This window comes from Methanocellales archaeon (assembly GCA_028715985.1).
Lineage (GTDB): Archaea > Halobacteriota > UBA148 > UBA148 > UBA148 > UBA148.
Genome location: JAQUQR010000002.1, coordinates 18,084 through 37,275, shown reverse-complemented (window position 1 = coordinate 37,275; position 19,192 = coordinate 18,084). Strand labels below are relative to the sequence as shown.

The 19,192-nt window shown below is 44.4% G+C and carries 23 protein-coding genes; 12 read left to right on the top strand and 11 right to left on the bottom strand.

What is annotated here, in order from left to right:
- Window position 1 precedes the first annotated feature (1 nt).
- The 3 genes from gatD to PHI74_02660 are packed head-to-tail and all read left to right on the top strand — an operon-like array spanning window position 2 to window position 3,273.
- Window positions 2-1,228 carry a Glu-tRNA(Gln) amidotransferase subunit GatD gene (gatD, locus tag PHI74_02670; GenBank protein ID MDD5484920.1) on the top strand — a complete coding sequence of 409 codons (1,227 nt, stop codon included), beginning with the start codon at window positions 2-4 and terminating at the stop codon, window positions 1,226-1,228.
- Window positions 1,209-3,089, top strand: a complete 1,881-nt coding sequence (gene gatE / locus PHI74_02665) for a Glu-tRNA(Gln) amidotransferase subunit GatE (GenBank protein MDD5484919.1) — start codon at window positions 1,209-1,211, stop codon at window positions 3,087-3,089. The genes gatD and gatE overlap by 20 nt, the downstream gene beginning before the upstream one ends.
- A 4-nt stretch (window positions 3,090-3,093) precedes the next feature.
- Window positions 3,094-3,273 carry a DUF5350 domain-containing protein gene (locus PHI74_02660; GenBank protein ID MDD5484918.1) on the top strand — a complete coding sequence of 60 codons (180 nt, stop codon included), beginning with the start codon at window positions 3,094-3,096 and terminating at the stop codon, window positions 3,271-3,273.
- A gap of 535 nt (window positions 3,274-3,808) precedes the next feature.
- On the opposite strand, the gene PHI74_02655 is transcribed toward PHI74_02660, so the two are convergent.
- The gene (locus PHI74_02655; GenBank protein MDD5484917.1) at window positions 3,809-4,141 is read right to left on the bottom strand and encodes a CGGC domain-containing protein; all 333 of its coding nucleotides are present in this window, start codon (window positions 4,139-4,141) and stop codon (window positions 3,809-3,811) included.
- Window positions 4,142-4,455: 314 nt separating this feature from the next.
- Between PHI74_02655 and PHI74_02650 the strand changes: the two genes are divergently transcribed.
- From PHI74_02650 to PHI74_02640, 3 genes are all read left to right on the top strand, one after another.
- Window positions 4,456-5,373: a hypothetical protein gene (locus PHI74_02650; GenBank protein MDD5484916.1), complete on the top strand. Its 918-nt coding sequence runs from the start codon at window positions 4,456-4,458 to the stop codon at window positions 5,371-5,373.
- A 206-nt stretch (window positions 5,374-5,579) separates the two neighbouring features.
- On the top strand, window positions 5,580-5,744 hold the full coding sequence (locus PHI74_02645; GenBank protein ID MDD5484915.1) for a hypothetical protein: 165 nt from the start codon (window positions 5,580-5,582) through the stop codon (window positions 5,742-5,744).
- Window positions 5,745-5,920: 176 nt separating this feature from the next.
- A complete protein-coding gene (locus PHI74_02640; GenBank protein ID MDD5484914.1) occupies window positions 5,921-6,151 on the top strand; it encodes a hypothetical protein in 231 nt (76 codons plus the stop codon).
- Window positions 6,152-6,387: 236 nt separating this feature from the next.
- On the opposite strand, the gene PHI74_02635 is transcribed toward PHI74_02640, so the two are convergent.
- The 8 genes from PHI74_02635 to PHI74_02600 all read right to left on the bottom strand — a co-directional run bounded on the left by PHI74_02635 (window position 6,388) and on the right by PHI74_02600 (window position 13,043).
- Complete coding sequence (locus PHI74_02635) at window positions 6,388-7,584, bottom strand: ABC transporter permease (protein ID MDD5484913.1); 1,197 nt, start codon at window positions 7,582-7,584, stop codon at window positions 6,388-6,390.
- Window positions 7,585-7,800: 216 nt separating this feature from the next.
- On the bottom strand, window positions 7,801-8,934 hold the full coding sequence (locus PHI74_02630; GenBank protein MDD5484912.1) for a pyridoxal phosphate-dependent aminotransferase: 1,134 nt from the start codon (window positions 8,932-8,934) through the stop codon (window positions 7,801-7,803).
- A complete protein-coding gene (gene ribH / locus PHI74_02625) occupies window positions 8,931-9,344 on the bottom strand; it encodes a 6,7-dimethyl-8-ribityllumazine synthase (GenBank protein MDD5484911.1) in 414 nt (137 codons plus the stop codon). Before ribH ends, PHI74_02630 begins: the two co-directional genes overlap by 4 nt.
- 10 nt (window positions 9,345-9,354) lie before the next feature.
- Window positions 9,355-9,828, bottom strand: coding sequence for a riboflavin synthase (ribC, locus tag PHI74_02620; protein MDD5484910.1), 474 nt, complete (start codon window positions 9,826-9,828; stop codon window positions 9,355-9,357).
- Window positions 9,829-10,166: 338 nt separating this feature from the next.
- Window positions 10,167-10,568 (bottom strand): hypothetical protein, encoded by a 402-nt coding sequence (locus PHI74_02615; GenBank protein ID MDD5484909.1) that lies wholly within the window; start codon window positions 10,566-10,568, stop codon window positions 10,167-10,169.
- Window positions 10,519-11,271 carry a NosD domain-containing protein gene (locus PHI74_02610; GenBank protein ID MDD5484908.1) on the bottom strand — a complete coding sequence of 251 codons (753 nt, stop codon included), beginning with the start codon at window positions 11,269-11,271 and terminating at the stop codon, window positions 10,519-10,521. Before PHI74_02610 ends, PHI74_02615 begins: the two co-directional genes overlap by 50 nt.
- Window positions 11,268-11,402 (bottom strand): hypothetical protein, encoded by a 135-nt coding sequence (locus tag PHI74_02605; protein MDD5484907.1) that lies wholly within the window; start codon window positions 11,400-11,402, stop codon window positions 11,268-11,270. Before PHI74_02605 ends, PHI74_02610 begins: the two co-directional genes overlap by 4 nt.
- Window positions 11,403-11,768: 366 nt before the next feature.
- Window positions 11,769-13,043 carry a hypothetical protein gene (locus PHI74_02600; GenBank protein MDD5484906.1) on the bottom strand — a complete coding sequence of 425 codons (1,275 nt, stop codon included), beginning with the start codon at window positions 13,041-13,043 and terminating at the stop codon, window positions 11,769-11,771.
- A gap of 93 nt (window positions 13,044-13,136) precedes the next feature.
- Between PHI74_02600 and PHI74_02595 the strand changes: the two genes are divergently transcribed.
- The 5 genes from PHI74_02595 to PHI74_02575 are packed head-to-tail and all read left to right on the top strand — an operon-like array spanning window position 13,137 to window position 17,668.
- Complete coding sequence (locus PHI74_02595; GenBank protein MDD5484905.1) at window positions 13,137-14,294, top strand: HD domain-containing protein; 1,158 nt, start codon at window positions 13,137-13,139, stop codon at window positions 14,292-14,294.
- Complete coding sequence (locus PHI74_02590; GenBank protein ID MDD5484904.1) at window positions 14,287-14,841, top strand: UbiX family flavin prenyltransferase; 555 nt, start codon at window positions 14,287-14,289, stop codon at window positions 14,839-14,841. The genes PHI74_02595 and PHI74_02590 overlap by 8 nt, the downstream gene beginning before the upstream one ends.
- Window positions 14,838-16,082 (top strand): UbiD family decarboxylase, encoded by a 1,245-nt coding sequence (locus PHI74_02585; protein ID MDD5484903.1) that lies wholly within the window; start codon window positions 14,838-14,840, stop codon window positions 16,080-16,082. Before PHI74_02590 ends, PHI74_02585 begins: the two co-directional genes overlap by 4 nt.
- Before the next feature lie 23 nt (window positions 16,083-16,105).
- The gene (locus PHI74_02580; protein MDD5484902.1) at window positions 16,106-17,257 is read left to right on the top strand and encodes an aconitase X catalytic domain-containing protein; all 1,152 of its coding nucleotides are present in this window, start codon (window positions 16,106-16,108) and stop codon (window positions 17,255-17,257) included.
- Window positions 17,258-17,668 (top strand): DUF126 domain-containing protein, encoded by a 411-nt coding sequence (locus PHI74_02575; GenBank protein MDD5484901.1) that lies wholly within the window; start codon window positions 17,258-17,260, stop codon window positions 17,666-17,668. It abuts the gene before it with no gap.
- A 113-nt stretch (window positions 17,669-17,781) separates the two neighbouring features.
- Here the strand turns inward: PHI74_02575 and PHI74_02570 are convergent, their stop codons facing one another.
- Complete coding sequence (locus PHI74_02570; GenBank protein ID MDD5484900.1) at window positions 17,782-17,913, bottom strand: hypothetical protein; 132 nt, start codon at window positions 17,911-17,913, stop codon at window positions 17,782-17,784.
- Window positions 17,914-17,944: 31 nt separating this feature from the next.
- On the bottom strand, window positions 17,945-18,145 hold the full coding sequence (locus tag PHI74_02565; GenBank protein ID MDD5484899.1) for an AtpZ/AtpI family protein: 201 nt from the start codon (window positions 18,143-18,145) through the stop codon (window positions 17,945-17,947).
- Window positions 18,146-18,342: 197 nt separating this feature from the next.
- Here PHI74_02565 and PHI74_02560 point away from each other — a divergent pair, with 197 nt between their 5' ends.
- Window positions 18,343-18,924, top strand: coding sequence for a MarC family protein (locus PHI74_02560; protein ID MDD5484898.1), 582 nt, complete (start codon window positions 18,343-18,345; stop codon window positions 18,922-18,924).
- Window positions 18,925-19,192: the final 268 nt, after the last annotated feature.

Sequence of the window (19,192 nt, the reverse complement as noted above, 5' to 3'; positions counted from 1 at the left end):
AATGATGGCAGGGGATAAAATCACAGTTCAACGGGGTAATATCACTTATAAAGGAATCCTGATGCCCAGTAGGGATGATTCTATCGTTCTAAAACTGGACAATGGCTACAACATTGGTATAAAGAAAGATGCCAAAACTTTCGTCAAGTTAATTGAAAAGGGGAAGAAGAGTGCGCCCCAAAAAACGCCTGCACCTCCAATTAACCTATGCCTTCCGACAGTAAGTATTCTGACCACCGGGGGCACGATCGCCAGCAAGGTTGACTATAGGACCGGAGCGGTGACAAGTCAGTTCGATGTGGAGGATATCCTTCGTGCAATACCCGAATTGAGCGAGATTGCGAATTTTAAGGGAAAAGTCATCTACAGCATATTAAGCGAGAACATGAGGTCCGAATATTGGCAAACGCTGGCAAGAGCGATCGCTGCAGAGATCGAAGGCGGTGCTGAAGGTGTGATGATCACTCATGGAACTGACACCATGGGATATACAGCCGCTGCACTCTCGTTCATGTTGGTAACGCCTGTTCCGATAGTCCTCGTTGGCTCACAACGAAGTGCTGATAGGCCGAGCAGTGATAACGCCATGAATGCGGTATGCGCAGCAAAGGTGGCGACCAGCGATATAGCGGAGGTATCCGTTGTGATGCACGCAACTATGTCTGACGATTATTGCCTGATACATAGGGGCACTAGGGTGCGGAAGATGCACACCTCTAGAAGAGATGCATTTCATTCGATCAACGCTTCGCCTCTGGGGAAAGTGGACTATTCCACTCGAGAGATTGAGACGTTTGCGGCATACAAAAAAAGGGATGAACATGAGTTGATGGTGAGGGACCATATTGAGCCAAAATGCTCTTTGTTGAAGTTTTATCCTGGCGCTGATCCTGAAATAGTTGATCACTATGCCTCCTTATACCGGGGTCTGGTGATTGAAGGTACTGGATTGGGGCATGTTTCCACAGAGTGGATTCCGCATATCAAAAAAGCGGTGGAAAAGGGGATATCTATAGTCATGACTTCCCAATGCTTTAGTGGCAGAATTTGCGACCTAGTGTACGACACAGGCCGAGACCTGCTCAAGGCAGGCATCATTGAAGGGGGGGATATGTTACCTGAAACTGCGCTCGTCAAACTGATGTGGGTTTTGGGAGGTACTAACGACCCGGATGAAGTAAGGACTTTAATGAGAAAAAACATAGCTGGTGAAATCAGTGGATTATGAGGGTTTGGGTCTTAAGGCAGGATTGGAGATTCATCAACAGCTGGATACCAAGAGAAAGTTATTTTGTAATTGTCCCACCGAGTTGAGAAGAGCAAGCGATTCAACCTATGAGATATACCGCCATCTCCAAGTATCAGAGAGTGAACTCGGCGAGATCGATAGGGCTGCATTAGAAGAGGCGCAAGTTAACCGTCGCTTCATCTACAAGGGATACGATACGACATGTTTGGTCGAGAATGATGAAGAGCCACCGGGTCCTTTGAATCCAGATGCAATTGACATAGCGCTTGAGATTGCACTGCTATTGGGTATGACGCCGGTAGACGAAATCCATACGATGAGAAAAATTGTCATCGATGGATCTAATACGAGCGGATTTCAGCGGACAGCCTTTGTTGCCTCAGACGGTAAAATATCCCTGGGGGATAACATAATCCACATCGATACGGTTTGTCTGGAGGAGGAGGCTGCACAAAAAATATCTGAGGATGTCGATGGCGTGGTGTATTCTCTCGACAGACTCGGAATTCCACTAGTAGAGATCACAACCTCTCCCGAAGCCAAGACACCTGAGCAAGTATGCTCTCTTGCAAAGTGGATCGGAATGATATTGCGTTCAACAGGGAAAGTGAAAAGAGGCATAGGGACGATCCGACAGGACATCAACGTTTCTATTGCAAAAGGAGCACGCATAGAAATAAAGGGAGTGCAGACCCTCGACATGATTGAGACGATCGTTGATAGAGAGGTGATTCGCCAGGTAAATTTGCTTAAGGTCAAGGATGAACTAAGACAACGCGGCGCTAAAAAGGTAAGAGAAGTTTTGGTAGACGTTAGTGAGGTTTTTGACAACCCTCAAGGCATCGGAAAGTCACTTAAAAATAATGTCGTCCTGGCGGTTAAACTCCCCTCCTTTGGTGGACTGGCTGGGCGGGAGATACAACCCGATCGACGATTTTTCGATGAATTATCCGATAGGTTGAAGCGGTTTTCTAGGGGGGCTTTTTATACCGATGAGCTGCCAAATGAGATCGGCGCTGATCAAATCGCTGGGATTCGCAAAAAGATTGGTGCGGGCCCGGAGGATTGCGTAGTGCTGGTGGTAGACGAAGAGTCGCGGGCGCGCTCTGCACTGAATGCAGTGATTCAAAGGGCAAACGAGGCTTTGGAAGGCATACCGGAGGAGACCAGAAGGGCGTTACAAAACGGCAACTCGGCATACATGAGACCCCTTCCGGGAGCAGCACGCATGTATCCTGAGACTGATGTGTTGCCGGTGCCGATATCCAGGGAAATGCTGAAAAAGATCAACTCCCCTCTCCCCGAATTGATATGTGAAAGACAAGGGCGATACTTACGCGAGTACAATTTGAGCGACGAGCTTGCTGAACTTATCGCGTGTTCTGAACAATCGGCTCTCTTTGAGCGGATAATGAGTTTGGATGCCCCTCCGACATTGGTGGCAAGAACGCTTACTGCTACATTATCAGAACTTAGGAGGGAAGGCATTCCGGTTCAGCATCTCCTGGATGGTCACTTCATAGAAATATTTGAAATGATACGTGCCAATAGAATGGTTAAAGAAGGAATACCGGAAGTGCTAAGGGTACTGGCAAATACACCAAGTAAAACCGCTTCTATTGTATCATCTGAGCTGGGTCTTGAAATGCTGGACAAAGGGGACATAGAAAAGCTTATCATGCAAGTTATCGAATCCAAGAGGGATTTAATTAAGGAACGTGGCACAGATGCGGTTAAACCATTGATGGGATTGATCATGGAACGCGTTAGAGGTAAAGCAGATGGAAAGCTCGTTAGCAACCTTCTCAAAGAAAAGATCAAAGGATTTATGGAGGAATAATTGAATGGGGAAGACAGGAAGCGTGGAATGGGTCAAAGTGAAAGGCAGAAAAGGTCAAATCAGGCTTGTTCCCAGAAAAAATGCCAATACAAAGCGACCAGGTCCTGCGCAAAGATATGATTCTTCTGGTAAGGTTAGGAGAAAGCTTAAAAGGTCTGAAAATGCGATAGCTAAGAGCAGTTGAATAGGCTCTTGTTGCCTCTGACGTTGCGTTGATGTGATGCCATAGCATTGGTTTTAGCGCTTACTTATTTTTGTGTAATTGTGCCTCAGGGCTTTTAAGAGCTTGAGATTCCTAGACACACTGATTTTGTTGGAGGCTGACTAGGTAGATATTTTGATCTCCCTGTATGAATAGCTGAATATCAAAGATGAGCAAGCTTTCAGTTCAAAAATACGAAGTCTTAAATGAAGCAATGGACTTGGAGAAGCGATAGCGGGCCGCAGAGCCAGTGTTATACGCCAGCATCCGCAGAGGCGCATGTTTCTGCTGTGCTTTTAAAATGTAACAACTTTATCGCTACTCTTTATTACTTCATATAAATTCTTGATTGCTGACAATTGACACCTCTCTGAACCCACAGATCGGCGAATTTTGAGGCACATACCACAGGCAAATATTTCTCCATCATAATCAACTCTTCATAGCTCTCTTTCATAAAAATGATCGGTTTAAAAAGTAGCAGTTTTAAATCCGCTTGATTGACCTGTTAGGAGTTTTAATGTGTCCATTCAATTATTTCTATTTCTGGACCAATCTTTTTGATGATTGCATCTCTCATATTTGCATAATAAGGGCAGGGATAGCCAATGGGATTTCCTTTAGATATGCAAGAAACTAAAACAATTGCTTCAGCTCCGCGATCAACCATCATTTTTGCGCGAGTAACAGCTCTTTTCCCCGGACAGCCACCACATGAAACGAATCCGATAACTTCAACGGGACCCATTTCCTCGAAAGCAAGCTTCCCCTCTTTTGCGACTTTGAAATCAGTATTGCCAGGGCACATATCTTCTGTTTGTTGACAACGAATCATTCCAACTTTTTTCATCTCTTCATTCTCCTTTCATATTCCCCTTCTAACAATGCAAAATTTCCAAACCGAAAGGCATTCCATACAGTTTCCGAATCATTCAAATAGATTACGATTCCTATCTTCATAGTTTCCCCCTTAATTCCCTCCTATTCCTATCTAACTTTTTAGATGGCTAAAAAGCTGTGACTAAACTTTATGATGGCCCCTCATTGCGATCTACCTTTCAAGAGATGACATTTCCGCTGTTTGCTGCTTAACTCTCTTTGCTAGTGCTAGCAATAATCTGCCACAAAAAATATAAGTAAAAGCTGGGAAAATAACACTACACAATGTCCACTATTAGGGGAATGTTGGTAGAAAAGGTCATTGTTATTGTCTTAGTATTGGGCATGCTAACTGTAACGTTTTCAGGATGTGTTGCAGGCGAGGCGATGGTTGATGGGCACACGCTTACCGCTTCAGCAGAAAAGAAAGAGGGGCAAATAACAGTTTCTGGAAAAACAAATCTGCCGGATGGTTGCGTTTTGGGAGTGTTTATCGAAAGACCCCATTGGCAGAGGGGAGATGACACCACTTATACGGGACACATGGCTTTCGGAGAGGCAACGGTTGAAAAGGGAAGCTATGAGGTCAGCTTAACGCCCGATGACGTGGGATGGTACGACAATGCCATAATGCTCATCGAGCTGGGCCTGTGGACGGATTTTGAAAGAATATCTGATGATTTGGCAATATCGGTGATTTTTACGCCCAAAAGGGATCAGCCCGACTCAGTTTACGCCCTTCTGGGCAACAATGCTGAAAATATGGCGGGCGAACAGGTCGAATTCTCCGGTCATTCCAACGTTTTAAAAGCGGAAACGACGTTGAAGGTGCATTTCCTTCCTCCTAGCGCCCATAGGACTACTTCAGCGGAGAAACAAACCCCGACACCAGCACAAGAGACATCTCAGCCAGAACAAATAAAACTCTCAGGACATGGATCAACTGTCACATCAATATTTCCACTCGAAAGTGGCACATCAATATTTAGGATGATGAATGATGGTCAATCTAATTTTACAGTTTTGCTCATAAATTATATGGCGATCGGGTCACCTGGCATTTATCACTACATAGACGCTGTCCTTGTCGATACAATTGGTCCTTTTGAAGGAGTGAAAACTGTGGGAATAGTGGATTCTGGGCATTATATCTTATATATATCTGGAGAAGGTCAGTGGTCGATAATCATTGAAAAGTCCTGATTTACCGCTAACACCTACGGCGCAAGAGACATTTACATACAAAATAAGATATCAACAAGTATCAGAAATTTTTCTACTTAAATCAAGGTCCAGTTTGTACAATAGAATTTTCGGTTGTTAGTTTCAACAAGACCGCCAACCATATATGGCTAAAGCCTTTCATCCACATCATTTTTAACAGAAAAAAATCGAGGAGTTTGTGGTTAATGGATTGGGGTATGGACATCAAAAATGAAAAAGATGGTCTCTATCTTATTTTTGTTGATTATGTGTATTTTCAGGGTACTAAAAAGGATTCTCTATTGGCTACTGCCCTGACTTTAACATATCCACTGGTTAAAGCTGATATTCTAATCCAATCACCTCCCTAGTTAGAGGTGAAAAGATGGTTAAAGAAGGTTATTGGGCGGTCTAAAATTGGATCAACTCAGCAGTTTTTCTGTTGGTTGGTAATTGGATGTAGGTATCTTAGGCATAAAAATAGTTATATGCTATTGATAATATCTATGCTAGTGGTGGATAAAATATCCTGTTGTAGGTGATCAAAATGAATAAAAATATCAACGATGTAGAATGGGAAAAAATTATAAGGAATGCCCGAGTCCTTCTGTCAGGGATCACCATATTTTTATGGGTCCATATAGCCTTAGGGATAGGTGATATCTTATCTCAGCTTCCTCTATCTAATTGGTTTTTACCAATTTGGTTCACAGGAGCAGTGCAGATTCTGATAGTGATCGTTGGGGTTCTTTTCACTGTTGGGAAAGTTGAATTATGACTTGTGGATTTTGATGGGTTATAAGTACGGACTTTTCAATGAGAGACTCACAAAATAAGGATTGAAAAGATCGCTTTTTAGAGCCTTCAGGTCAAGTAAGGAAAGACCATTAAATGTTTTTTGAATAACGCCATTTAGAATCACCTTTTTGTAAATATACACACCTATTCGAGAGTTTTTTCAGAGCGACATTAACCTCAAACAGATTAAAGCTAGTTATATCCTGCTTAAGTAAACTATCCATATCTCACCGCCTCGACAGGACTCATTTTTGCCGCCCTTCTGGCCGGATACAAACCAGATATGATTCCCACCAGGATCGCAACGGACAAACTCCCGATCGCTACTTCTGGGGTAACGATTGCGGGCATTTCCATTCCGATATAAAAACTAACGCCAATGCTTACCAATTTGGAAGCGATCGTCCCTAACACACATCCCAATACGCCTCCGATAAGACTGATCGTTCCAGCTTCGGTCAAAAATAGCAAAATGATGTTCGAATTGGTGGCTCCGATTGCTTTCATAATCCCTATCTCATGGGTCCTTTCCATCACAGACATGAGCATGGAGTTCATGATGCCTATGGAGCCCACTATCAGTGCAATGGACGCAATTCCAACGAGGACCGCTTGGAGTAGCAAGAAGACCGATTCTATCTGCTCTATCATCGACTCCATCGTCATAACCCGGGCAAAATCTTCCATATTGTGGTTTTCGTCTATTCTTTCCCCAATCTGCTCGGCGATGTCATCAGCCCTATCGATATCACGAACTTGTAGCATTATCATTGATATGTCATTCTTTCCCAAAACATCTTGAGCAGAACTCTTCGTGAGAAATATATTGGGGTCTATATCTGCAGAAGCCATCATGCCGGCTTTTTCAAAGACTCCGACCACCACGAACTTTTTTCCGTTAATCGTTATGCGATCGTTAAGACCCAAGTCTTCATCGAAATATTCATAGGCAACACTATATCCTATCACACATCCCCTATAGTCATTCTCACGTAGCCATCGTCCTTCTTTGAATTCAACGTCATCTCCAAATATTTTTTCCATCACCCGTGGGTTACCCCCCATTATACCTATTGGCATAAGCTCACCTCTGTATTCGACTTGAGCGGTGTCCATCATCCAGGCCCCTACATTATCGACACCATCAATGCGTTCTATATCTTCAACATCCCTGTCCGTCAAAGCTCCCGTTTCGACGTAGCCTCTTCCAGGGACCATCTGTCCGGGCATTACCATTATGATATCTGCCATTCCCACAAGCTCCTCTGTTATCGAGTATTGCATGCCATAGCCTACCGCTATCAAAGCTATAATCGCAGCTATCCCCACTGCGATGCCCAAGAGGGTTAAAAATGAACGGAACTTGCGCTCCTTTATATTCCTATATGCCAAGAGAAAGCTATCGTAGAACACTTTAATCCTGCCCTATAAACGCTTAATTGATCTCCAGATTATGTAAACTCAAAACCTAAGTTCACTCTTACTATCTTCGTTTTCCCATGATGATCGTACTAGTACTTTTTGCAACTATTTATATTATTACATTTACATAAAGGACTCTTGATATACCTAAAGTTGAACTTGTCTTACTCCCAGGTCATCGATTTTTTGATTTGTCTTTTTAAACATTTATAAGACTTTCTGAAGTCGGTCCAAGCCCTCTGAAATGCGAGCTTGAGAAATGGCATATGAAATCCTTATATAATCCTCTCCAGATGGTCCAAATGCGATGCCTGGCGTTACTGCAACATATGCATCCCTCAGCAAACGCTCTGCCACATCCTCACCGCTTCCAAACTGACCGACGTTTGCAAAAACATAGAAGGTGCCATCAGGTTTTTTGCATTTCATGCCCAAGTCGGTAAGCCCCTCTACAACGAGGTCTCTACGTGCTTTGAACTCGTTTACCATCTCTGTAATGCACTCTTGTGGTCCTTCTAGTGCCGCTATGCCCCCATATTGAGCGAATGAAGTGGCACAGCTGGCGGAATGTTGTTGTAGTTTGAGCATGTCCCCTATAACTTCCTTTGGTGCGGTGGCATATCCCAAGCGCCAGCCGGTCATCGCATATGTTTTGGAAAATCCATTGATGGTGATCGTTCTGTCTTGCATGCCATCCAACCGGCCGATGCTGATGTGTTCGCCATTGTAGAGAATCTTTTCATAAATCTCATCAGATAGCACGAGTAAATCATGATCCATTGCGATATCAGCGATCATTTTGAGGTTACTAAGGTCAAAGACAGCTCCGGTCGGATTGCACGGAGAGTTCACGATTATCATTTTGGTCTTTTTGGTGACAAACTCTTCGAAGCCCTCTGGCTTAAAATTCTCCCCGCTCACAGGAACGCCTACGGGTTTCGCTCCTGCAAGTTTTATGCATGGGCCATATGAGACCCAAGCAGGCTCAAACAAGATTGCCTCGTCGCCTTCGTTGAGTACGGCTAGAATAGCCTCAAATATGGTTTGTTTTGCACCAGGTGTAACGATAATGTCATTTGGAGTTACCTCCAAGCCGTTTTCTTTGAACTTGTTGGCGATGCTCTCTCTTAGCTCCAATATTCCAGCAGAGGGCGTGTAGTGCGTTTTTCCTTCATCCAATGCCTTTTTGGCTGACTCTCTGATGTGTGAGGGTGTATCAAAATCCGGCTCGCCAAGGCTAAAGCTGATAACGTCTTTTCCGGCTCTATTCAGCCTGTTTGCAAGATCGGCAACTCTGAAGGTTGCGGATTCTTCGATCCCATCCAACCTTTTTGACATCATTCCCGCATTCTTTTAATCATTTTCACTGCTGACTCAACGGCTCTCTTTGCATAATCGATGCGTTCATGCGCCTCCAATCTGGTCATTCCCGGACCGGAAATGCCAAGTGCTACTGGCTTGTCAAAGTCCACGGATATGTCTAAGATTTTGCGGACGGCATGCTGCATGATAACTTCATCGTGCTCTGTGGCACCCTCTATCACACTTCCCAGGGTGACTATTGCCTCTATGTTTTCATTCTTAGCCAATTTCTTGATGGCCAAAGGCATGTCATAAACGCCCGGCACATATATCGTTTTTTCTACAGATGCCCCAAGAAACTCTGCATGCTCCTTTCCGAGCAATTCCATTTGATGGGTTATGTCCCTGTTAAATTCTGATACCACAAATCCAAGTTTAATTTTGTTCATTTCATCACCTTCATAACCTTAGTGGTCCTGCATCTGGGCCACCTTGCCTTTCTCCCATTCCTGCTCTCTTTACGAGCAGTTTTGGTTTGAGGAGTAATTTGATGACGTTCAAGGCATGCTCTCTGGTGCGCTTATCAACCAACTCTGCCAGCATCTTATCGTTCTCCGCTTCATCTTCATGGACGAAAACCTCGATGATGTGTTTGTTGGTCATCAGTTGAACGGATATCAATCCCAAAGAAGCCTCATGAGCGCAAGTCTTATCTACTGGCATTCCCCCAACCATGCCCAGTGCCATCACGATGTCACAGCCCTGCTCTTCTATCAGTTTCTTTGCTGCCACCGGCAAATCCTTGATTCCAGGCACTGTGTATCTCTCTGTGCGAAGGGATGCGTTTTTTTTGAGCTCCTCTATGGCGATGGCACCCATGTTAACTCTAGCAAATGTCGTGTCTGCAATACCCACCTTCATAGCTTCATCCAAGGGACTATGATTCTCGCTTATATCATTTAAGAGTTTCTTTCCAAAAATGAGATGGATTGCTGGTTCGTTCCAACCTTCCAATGATTTTTCTGATGAGACTGTGTCTTCACGGTTTATCTTTTAAGATTTTAAACCAAGAGGAGAGAAATGATTTAGGGTTTCATTGTTATGGCATTAGTGTTTTTAATACTAGGTAAAACAGGCTTTTTACTCCAACCTAATCGCAGGAATCCAGTCGTTATAGGTGACACCATTTGCATCGGTGAACGGTGTGCAGGTGATCGTTCCACCTGTCACTGCCTTACTGGTTGCATGTATTATCTGCGGATAAGAGCCTGTTATGATCGTGTAATTGTATGCCCCCCTGCTCTTAATATGAAAGATTCGTCAAAGGTTATGTTGTGATAGTCTCCGCTGTAATCATTCCAGGTTGCAGTTGCATTCCACGTCGAATTCCATATTTTAACGGATTCTGCATGTCCTCCAGTTCCTGCACACGGATAAGTGTGCATATGGGAGACATTGACATGGGACGACATTACGATCATGCCGCTGTGCGTTCCTGAGATGCTCGGTGATGTACCGGTACCTGTGTCAAAGACAGAAGGTGGTTCTACAACTGGCAAATAATCCTTGTTTGTGCCACCTGAAATGTCGTAATATATATCTCCAAGTCCATCCCCATCCATATCAACGCCTGTGTAATCGCTCCAGTAGTTTTCCTCCGAGATAATATCCATCGATTATGTTTGTTCCTAAAGTTTTACTGATATTCCAGATATTGTTTCCATTATCGAAGGGATTGTTCGTGTTGTCGAGATAGTTGTTGTAGATGGTGTTGCTGCTAGAAGACCAGAGGATGATCCCATGATAGTTGTTTGAGGCGTTGTTGTTTGATAGGGTGTTGCTGCTGGAATAATAGAGTTCGATTCCATTATCGTCGTTATCCGAGGCGTTGTTGTTTGATATGGTGTTGTTGCTGGAATAATAGAGTTCGATTCCATTATCGTCGTTATCCGAGGCGTTGTTGTTTGATATGGTGTTGTTGCTGGAATAATATAAGGAGATGCCATATCCTTGTACGTTATCCACCACTTTATTGTCTTTGATATTACAGTGGTCTGTGTCACTTCCGAGATATATCCCACTAGAATAACTTGCTCCACTAACCGTGAATCCGCTTATGTTTACGTAATCTGCGGTTACATTAAAGACATAACGATATGACATTTGAGCATAAACATATGTAAAATCCGCACCATTCTCAGATCGTATTGTTAAACTCTTGTTTACATCTATGTTTTCAACATAGATGCCGTCACTCACGATTATGGTGTCTCCGTCACTTGCATTATCGATAGCGGCTTGAATCGTTAGGTAGTTATCAGGGACGTAGAGTCTAGCTGATGAAGATATCGCGAAATTGGGTTTGGGATCCTTCAAAGAGTTCCTTCTGGTACATCAACCGTTTGTATTGCTGGGCTATTCGCTGCGATCGTCATACCGTTAAGTGAACTGAACCCAACTGCAAAAATTATAAACAAAACCAAAAGCTTTGAGATTTTGTTTTTCATCTGCCTCACCCTTTGAAGGGAATTATATTTTTTTGGTCTTGTAGATACCTTTATATAACAAAAAATAAACCTTCCCCTAATCTTTTCTTTTGAAAATACGGTAGTGGAAATACATTAATCCCATAGTATCAACAGTCTTATTGAAACTATCAACCGAAAATTTTACAGTACAAAAAAATCATTTTCTTCTTCTCTTTTACCCGAAATCTCACCAATTTTTCTAAAACTGAAGAACTTCTAAAAATGACTCAATAGAATCTTAAGTCTTCTAGGACCTTTTTCTCAGTTCTCTCTATATTGCTATAAATCTCCTATGTACATCATGCTCTTGTCCATTTGAGTTTGAAGGCTTTCACAGATTCTGACCTACAAATTAACATCGATCTTCTTGCCCGCAATATCCTCCAGAGCTTTTAATAATAACCTTACTTCACCATCGAGGCTCTTTTCCAACGAATCTATATGCTTTTTAGAGCGATCCGTCTCTTCTTGTAATCGAGCGAGTTGCCCCTTGGCTGAAATGATCGATCGTTCGATCTCCCTTCTATCTTTTAATATCGTTAGTCCTGAAAGTTGATCTTTGGTCTTTCCTATATTTGACTGCAGAATATTGCGCCTCTCCCTGAGAGATAATATCTCAGCATTTAACAGATGGTCTATCCATCGCAATGTCTTATCTCGCCTTCGCCCTTTTAGAGGGAGGACATCTCCTTCGATGATGTGCCGTAGAGTGTGAAGAAAATCGCCAACGTTCTCATCTAGCGCATGAATCGGCGATGATAATATCAAGGATAGCACCCTTCTATCTTCAAGAGCAAGTGTATGCCGACCAGTTTCATCCTGTTTCTTCAAGAGTTTGAGCGCCTTGTCAATCGGGGAGAGAAGCCTGGTCAAATCCGCTTCGAACCCGTTCAACTCTTTTTCTAACGAGGATAATTCGTTTCCAAGCTCTTGTAAACGCATCCACTCTTCCCCTTCTTCAAGTATCCTTATTCTTTCCTCCTCCGCTTCGATTCTCTTTTCGAGCGCGGTTATCTCCTCTTCTCGATCGCTGACCATTTCTTTTTGTTTCTCTATTGTGGATCTGATATCCTTTACACTTCGTACTATCTCTGGCACCTTATCCAGACTCACTATCTTACTTTCCTTTTTTAATAGAGGCACAATGAGTTTGTTAAAAATGGTTTTCAGTCGATCGAGATTTGAGACGATCTTCTCAACCTCATCAGGAAATAGTGACCTAATATAATAGATGTTCTTCTGTGGAATTGCCAGTGCAAATTCCATGTTTGAGGTCATCATCCTATGGAAAGATAAAATCGTTTTATAATCGGTTTGAGTCGGGATCGACATCTTTTCTACCAGGTAATTAAGACGTTTCACCATCTTATCGCGAGCGTTCAATCCCGATTTTGTGATAGGACTGGGTATATTCTCAGCTGGCTCGGCATCCTGAATCTTGGAGATATTTTGCCTAAGTCTATCTCGTACATCCTCTATCTCCCCATATACTCTGCTGGCAGTTGTGCTCAAGCTAGGAAACAGTGCTCCCGAAGCTGTTTCAAGCCAAGCATCTATATCATCGAAGGCGGTTGTAGTTGGTATCTTCTCTCTGCCAAAGATTTTGTTAAGCCACTTCACCTGTTTAAGTTGGATGTTAATGGGTTTAATATTTTTTTGCAAAAACCTCGTCATCAGAAAAACATTATAATGTGAAAAAACCATTTATAAGCGATGAAAGTCGTTAAGGACCCGGTCCATGGTTACATACTATTGGATGGGCTTGCACTGGAACTTATCGACACACCAGAGGTACAACGCCTAAGGCGCATTCGGCAACTCGGTCTATCAAATTTTGTATATCCTGGCGCTAATCACACCAGATTCGAGCACTCACTTGGAACACTGCATTTGGTGGATATGCTCTTAAAGACATTGAGCATCGATGACAAAGAGCGGGATGAAGTTCGGGCAGCTGCATTGTTGCATGATATTGGGCACGGGCCGTTTTCACATTCTACAGAAGGCATCTTGGAGAGATATACCGGCAAAAATCACGATGATGTGGGCGAGATTATTATGATGGGTGAAATTGCAGATATCTTGGAATCTCGGTCAATCGACCCCTCTCACGTCTCAAAACTCATTCTGGGTGAGACGCCGCTTGGACAGTTGATAAACAGCGAACTCGATGCGGACAGAATGGATTATCTGGTAAGGGATGCATATTATACAGGTGTCGCATACGGAGTCATCGACTATGTGCGCTTGATATATGAGATGGAGTTCAGGGACGAATTGTTGGTGGTAAGGGAAGGCGGGTTGCAGGCCGCAGAATCCCTGCTCATATCCCGCTTTCTGATGCACCCAACTGTCTATTTCCATCATGTGAGCAGGATCGGTGAGGCAATGCTTTCACATGCCACTGAGGCGTTGATAGAAGCCGGGCTGGAGCCAAGCATGTTAAAAAGGATGGACGACTCTGAGCTGATGGCGACGCTAAGAAGCGCAAAAGGGTATCCACATGATATCGCAGAGCGAATGGACCGCCGCAGGTTGTTCAAACGAGCGATTTACATGGGAAAGGACTCAGTGGACATCGAGAGAGTGTTGGAGTTCCAGAATCAATCTAAAAAAATTGAGAGCGAAATGGCCAGGGAAGCCGGGCTTCCGGAGGGCTATGTTTTGTTGGATATTCCCAAGCTACTGGAGATCGCCGAGGGCAGGTCGAAAATAGTGATCAAAGATGAAATGAAGCATTTGGATGAAGTTTCTCAGCTCGTGCGTACCTTGGTGAACGCGCAATGGGATAACTGGAAGCTGGGCGTGTACACGCCAGAGGAACATAGGGCTAAAGTAGAGAAAGTCGCGAGGGATTATCTTGTTGAATGAGATAGTTGTTGGGATAAGCGGTGCCTCCGGAGTGCAATATGGTGTCAGGTTGCTCGAGGTATTGCGAGATAGGGCTGAAACCCACCTCATCATATCGGAGAACGCTAAATTGATCTTGAAAATTGAAACTGAGTATGAACTGGAGGATGTCACACGGCTTGCATCGCATGCATATGCACCGGATGATTTGACCGCTGCGATCGCCAGCGGCTCCTATCGGTTTGATGCAGCGGTCATCGTGCCGTGCAGCATGAGAACCCTGGGGTCCATCGCCAATGGCATCTCTTCCACACTGATAACGCGAATAGGGGATATCTGTCTGAAAGAAGGCAGAAAATTGATTTTGGTGCCGAGGGAGACCCCCCTCAGTTTAGTCCATATGGAGAACATGGTAAAAATAAAACGAGCAGGAGCTATGGTCATGCCTGCCTGCCCGAGCTTTTACTCCAAGCCCAAGACCACTTCCGACATAATAGACATCCTAGTGGGGCGCATTCTGGACCTCTTGGGAATGGAGAATGACCTATCCGAGAGGTGGAGTCCTTGAGTTTTAGGGATTTCATAGACCGGATCGCTGGAGAGGGTGGGCTGGTTGAAGTTCATAAGCGGGTGTCATCCAACCTGGAGGCAGTTGCCATTGCCAAGAAAAGCGGCACCACCCTTTTCCATGATGTTGACGGGTCGAAAGTCGTGATGAACCTCCTGGGATCGCGTGATTTACTCTCTAAAGCGTTAAACATTCCCAAAGAAGAGATTGCGATGCGCCTCTCAAAGATTAAATGCGGCAAGGCGATCGTTACGGAAGACGATCTGCTTTTGGATGAAATAAGTAAGCCAGATCTTTCCAAGCTCCCGATACTGACCCATTTTAAAGGAGAGCGTCCGTATATAACCGCTGGCGTTGTGGTCTCGAGATTGGATGATGTTCAGAATGCATCCATCCACAGACTGATGGTTCTGAACAAGACCGAATTGGCGGCGAGATTGGTACCACCGCGCCACACGTACACCCTGCATCAAAAGGCAGCCCAGAGGGGTGAACCACTGCCGGTGGCGATAGTTATCGGCATGGACCCCATCACGTTATTCGCTTCTTGCACGAGGGTTCCTGTGGGAGAGGAATTTAATTATGCTTCTGCATTAAGAGGTGAGCCCGTTAAGCTCATGAGATGCGAAAATGGAGTCGCAGTGCCAGATGCCGAAATAGTGCTTGAGGGATATATGCATCCAACGAAGAGGGCAAAGGAAGGTCCATTTGTGGACATAACAGGCACCTATGACATCGTTCGCGAGGAGCCTGTGATCGAGCTGACTCGGATGATACGTCGCTCTGATCCGATCTATCACGGCATAATACCTTCTGGAGGTGAGCATCGCCTGCTTATGGGAGTACCATATGAGCCCAGTATTTACAGGGCGGTAGGAAGCGTAACTAAGGTGAAAAATGTCGTGCTGACGGAGGGCGGATGTTGCTATCTCCATGCCGTCGTTCAGATAGAGAAGCAGACCGAGAGCGATGGGAAAAAGGCTATCATGATGGCTTTTGCCGCTCACACCAGCCTGAAGCACGTGTTAATCGTGGATGAGGACATAGATATATCCGATCCAAGGGAATTGGAATATGCGGTGGCAACCCGGGTGAGAGGGGATCGAGACATCCTGATACTTCCTCACGTTCGGGGATCCTCTCTGGATCCGTGTTGTACGTCAGATGGGGTTTCCACCAAGGTGGGGGTCGATGCCACCAAGACACTTGAAAACCCCGAGAGATTCAAGAGGGTGTTCTGAGGCCAAGGCGAGGTTAGGTTAGCATGCATCTAACAAAAGAGGAGGAAGCGATCTACAAAGGCGAATTGGGTGCCACCAAGCAAAAAGCCATGGAGATTCTGGTCTCTCTAGGTGATATTTACGGTGCCAACTCTTTGATTCCGATTGACAGTGCCCAGATATCCGGGGTTTCCTATAAGACCCTTGGTGATGCCGGTCTGGAGTGGATTTCCGACCTAGATGCTAGGGTCGAAGTTCCATCGACGCTGAACCCGGCGGGCATGGATCGAGAGAACTGGAAGGCTATGGGCATACCCGCGAAATTTGCCGAGAAGCAAGAAGAAATATTGCGGGCATATGAACGATTGGGCATAAATCTGGGGTGCACATGTACGCCCTACTATATCGATCCCCCAAAATTTGGAGGGCATCTCGCATGGGCAGAATCCTCAGCGGTAGCCTACGCCAATTCCGTCCTAGGTGTCAGAACCAACAGGGAGGGGGGTCCGAGTGCCTTGGCAGCTGCAATCATCGGAAAAACGCCTTGCTACGGGCTTCACTTGGATGAGAATAGAGCTCCAGATGTTTTGATAAGAGTGATTGGCAAGCTGCATGATTCAGATTACGGTGCACTTGGATACGAGGTGGGCGAGATACTGAGAGATAATATCCCATTGTTCCAGTTGGATTCGCTGCCAACCCCTGACGAATTGAAGTCACTTGGAGCTGCAATGGCAGCATCGGGAGCTGTGGCATTATATCACGTGGAGGGAATTACACCGGAGTCTAAGAGTTTTGATCGCCCAAGAGAGCGGCTATCGCTGGACTTAAAAGATATCAAGGCAATATATGAAAAAAGGTCCAGACCAGACATCATCGCCCTGGGATGCCCGCACTGTTCGACAGACGAATTGAGGCGCATATCAAGACTGCTCTCCGGGAAGAAGGTTACTACTGATCTTTGGATTTGCACATCTCGTTGGGTGAAGGAGCAGAATCCCGATCTGGTGAGGGAGATCGAAATGAGTGGCGCCAAAATAATATGCGATACATGTATGGTTGTTTCGCCGGCAAGTGAGCGTTTTGAGAGGATGATGGTGAACTCGGGCAAAGCGCTGAAATATGTGCCGAGTTTGTGTGGTGTTGATGCCGTACTTGCTACCACAGAGGATTGCATAAGAACCGCTTGTGATTAAATGAAAATTAAAGGACGAGCCATCTCCAGAGGCGTTGCAAGTGGAAGGGCCTTGGTAACGTCTGAGTCCATATCCTTTTTGGGCGGCGTAGACCCCCTTAGTGGAAGAATCATCGAAGAAGGCAGTGAGCTTTTTTCAGAGATAATTGCCAATCGCGTTTTGGTCTTTCCGCAAGGAAAAGGATCGACGGTGGGCTCATACGTTTTGTATCAGCTCATGAAGAACGGAGTTGCACCCTGTGCGATGATTAATGTCGTATCCGAAGCGATAGTTGCAGTCGGTGCCATAATATCCGGCATTCCCTTGGTGGATTGCCTGCAGATCAATCCTCTGGACATAATCCATGATGGTGACATGGTACTGGTAAATGGAACAGAGGGCTATGTTGAGGTTATTCGAGACGATGGATAAATAAGAATGGATAGAATGTGGGCAAATACTGCATAACTCTCGAGAAATTTTTCAGGGGGTTATGTGCCGGCAATTAATGCTTCCCGCCTTTTCCACTCTCTATAATCCTTGGCTCATAGTCCTTCAGAAGTTCGACCAGTTCGCTCCGGGAATATGTCCACGAAATCCTCAAAATGACCGTCACCCCTGTTATATCGAATCTTGTAGTTATCATAGTTATTCATCGAAATAGTCCCTCTTGCCATTTTTCACCTCCCCACTCATTTACTCTCGAAATCACCAAAATTTTCTGATAAGATTATACATGCCTCCAACGAACCCCAGAAGAATACCCATGCTCAATCCGATAGCAGCCCACTTTTCCCCGAATATTTTTCCGATTAAGTAACCTAAGAACCCTCCTCCAAGCACAGAGAATGCCACTTCGGTCCCTACCGAGATCGCCTTAAAAGCCTGAGGTATCCTGGTATCGGGCATGACTTTTACCTTATTTATAATAATAAATCAAACTCTAAGAGCTAAATACCTATATGCCTTTATTTATGTGTGATCTGATAAGCTAACTATCATTAATTACGGTACCACAATAATTATCTATTGTATATTACTAATTATTCTTTCAGTAATATCCATTTTAAATTTTGAAAAAATAAAATTGTAACAAGGATGGCAATATGATGGGAAATTTGATTAGCTTGATGATTCTATTCTTTGTCATTTATGATCCTTTGCTTAGCATTCCCTTTTTTTTAAATGCCACGAAAAATATGGATGAAGAAGAGCGTTTTAAAACCGCAACATTGGCCATTTTAGTGGCAAGCGTAATATCGATAGCAGTTCTATTTTCAGGCATAAGGTTACTGCATTTGTTTAACACGAATATTAATGATTTTAAGGTGGCTGGGGGGATTATCCTTGGATTACTCGGAGTCAAAATGGTACTTGGCATACCGATTACAGAGATAGAAGAAAATGGTAACACCTCCATCAGTGGGGTCGCTGTGATTATCGGCACTCCATTGTTGTCAGGACCTGCTGCGATAACAACGATAATCATATCGGTTAGCGATTATGGCCTTCTTACCACAGGCATTGCCGTTACACTGGTGCTTGCCTTAACTGGGATTCTGCTATATAGTGCGGCAAAACTACTCCGTTTTCTCGGAGAGACCACAATACAGGTCAGCACGACAATGATGGGCTTGATCACTCTTGCATGGGGAGTTATGTTTGTGAGGGGCGGGCTGGGGATATGATTTGAGTGGGAATTATGGTACAAAAATATTAATATCGCTGAGATTTATAATCATTTAATTAAAAAACTTAGCAAGATAAAATAATTCTCTGTGCTTAAAGGCTGTAAAATATGACGAACTCTTGCTTGGTGGGTAGGGGGTCTAAGAAACGTCTCCGAAAGACATGTCTCCAAAAGATGTAACAAGTCTTCAGAAAGGCATATCTGGGGGCAAAGAGACCGAAACAAGCTCCATCTCTACTTTGGTTGAGGAGGGAGAAATACCTTGT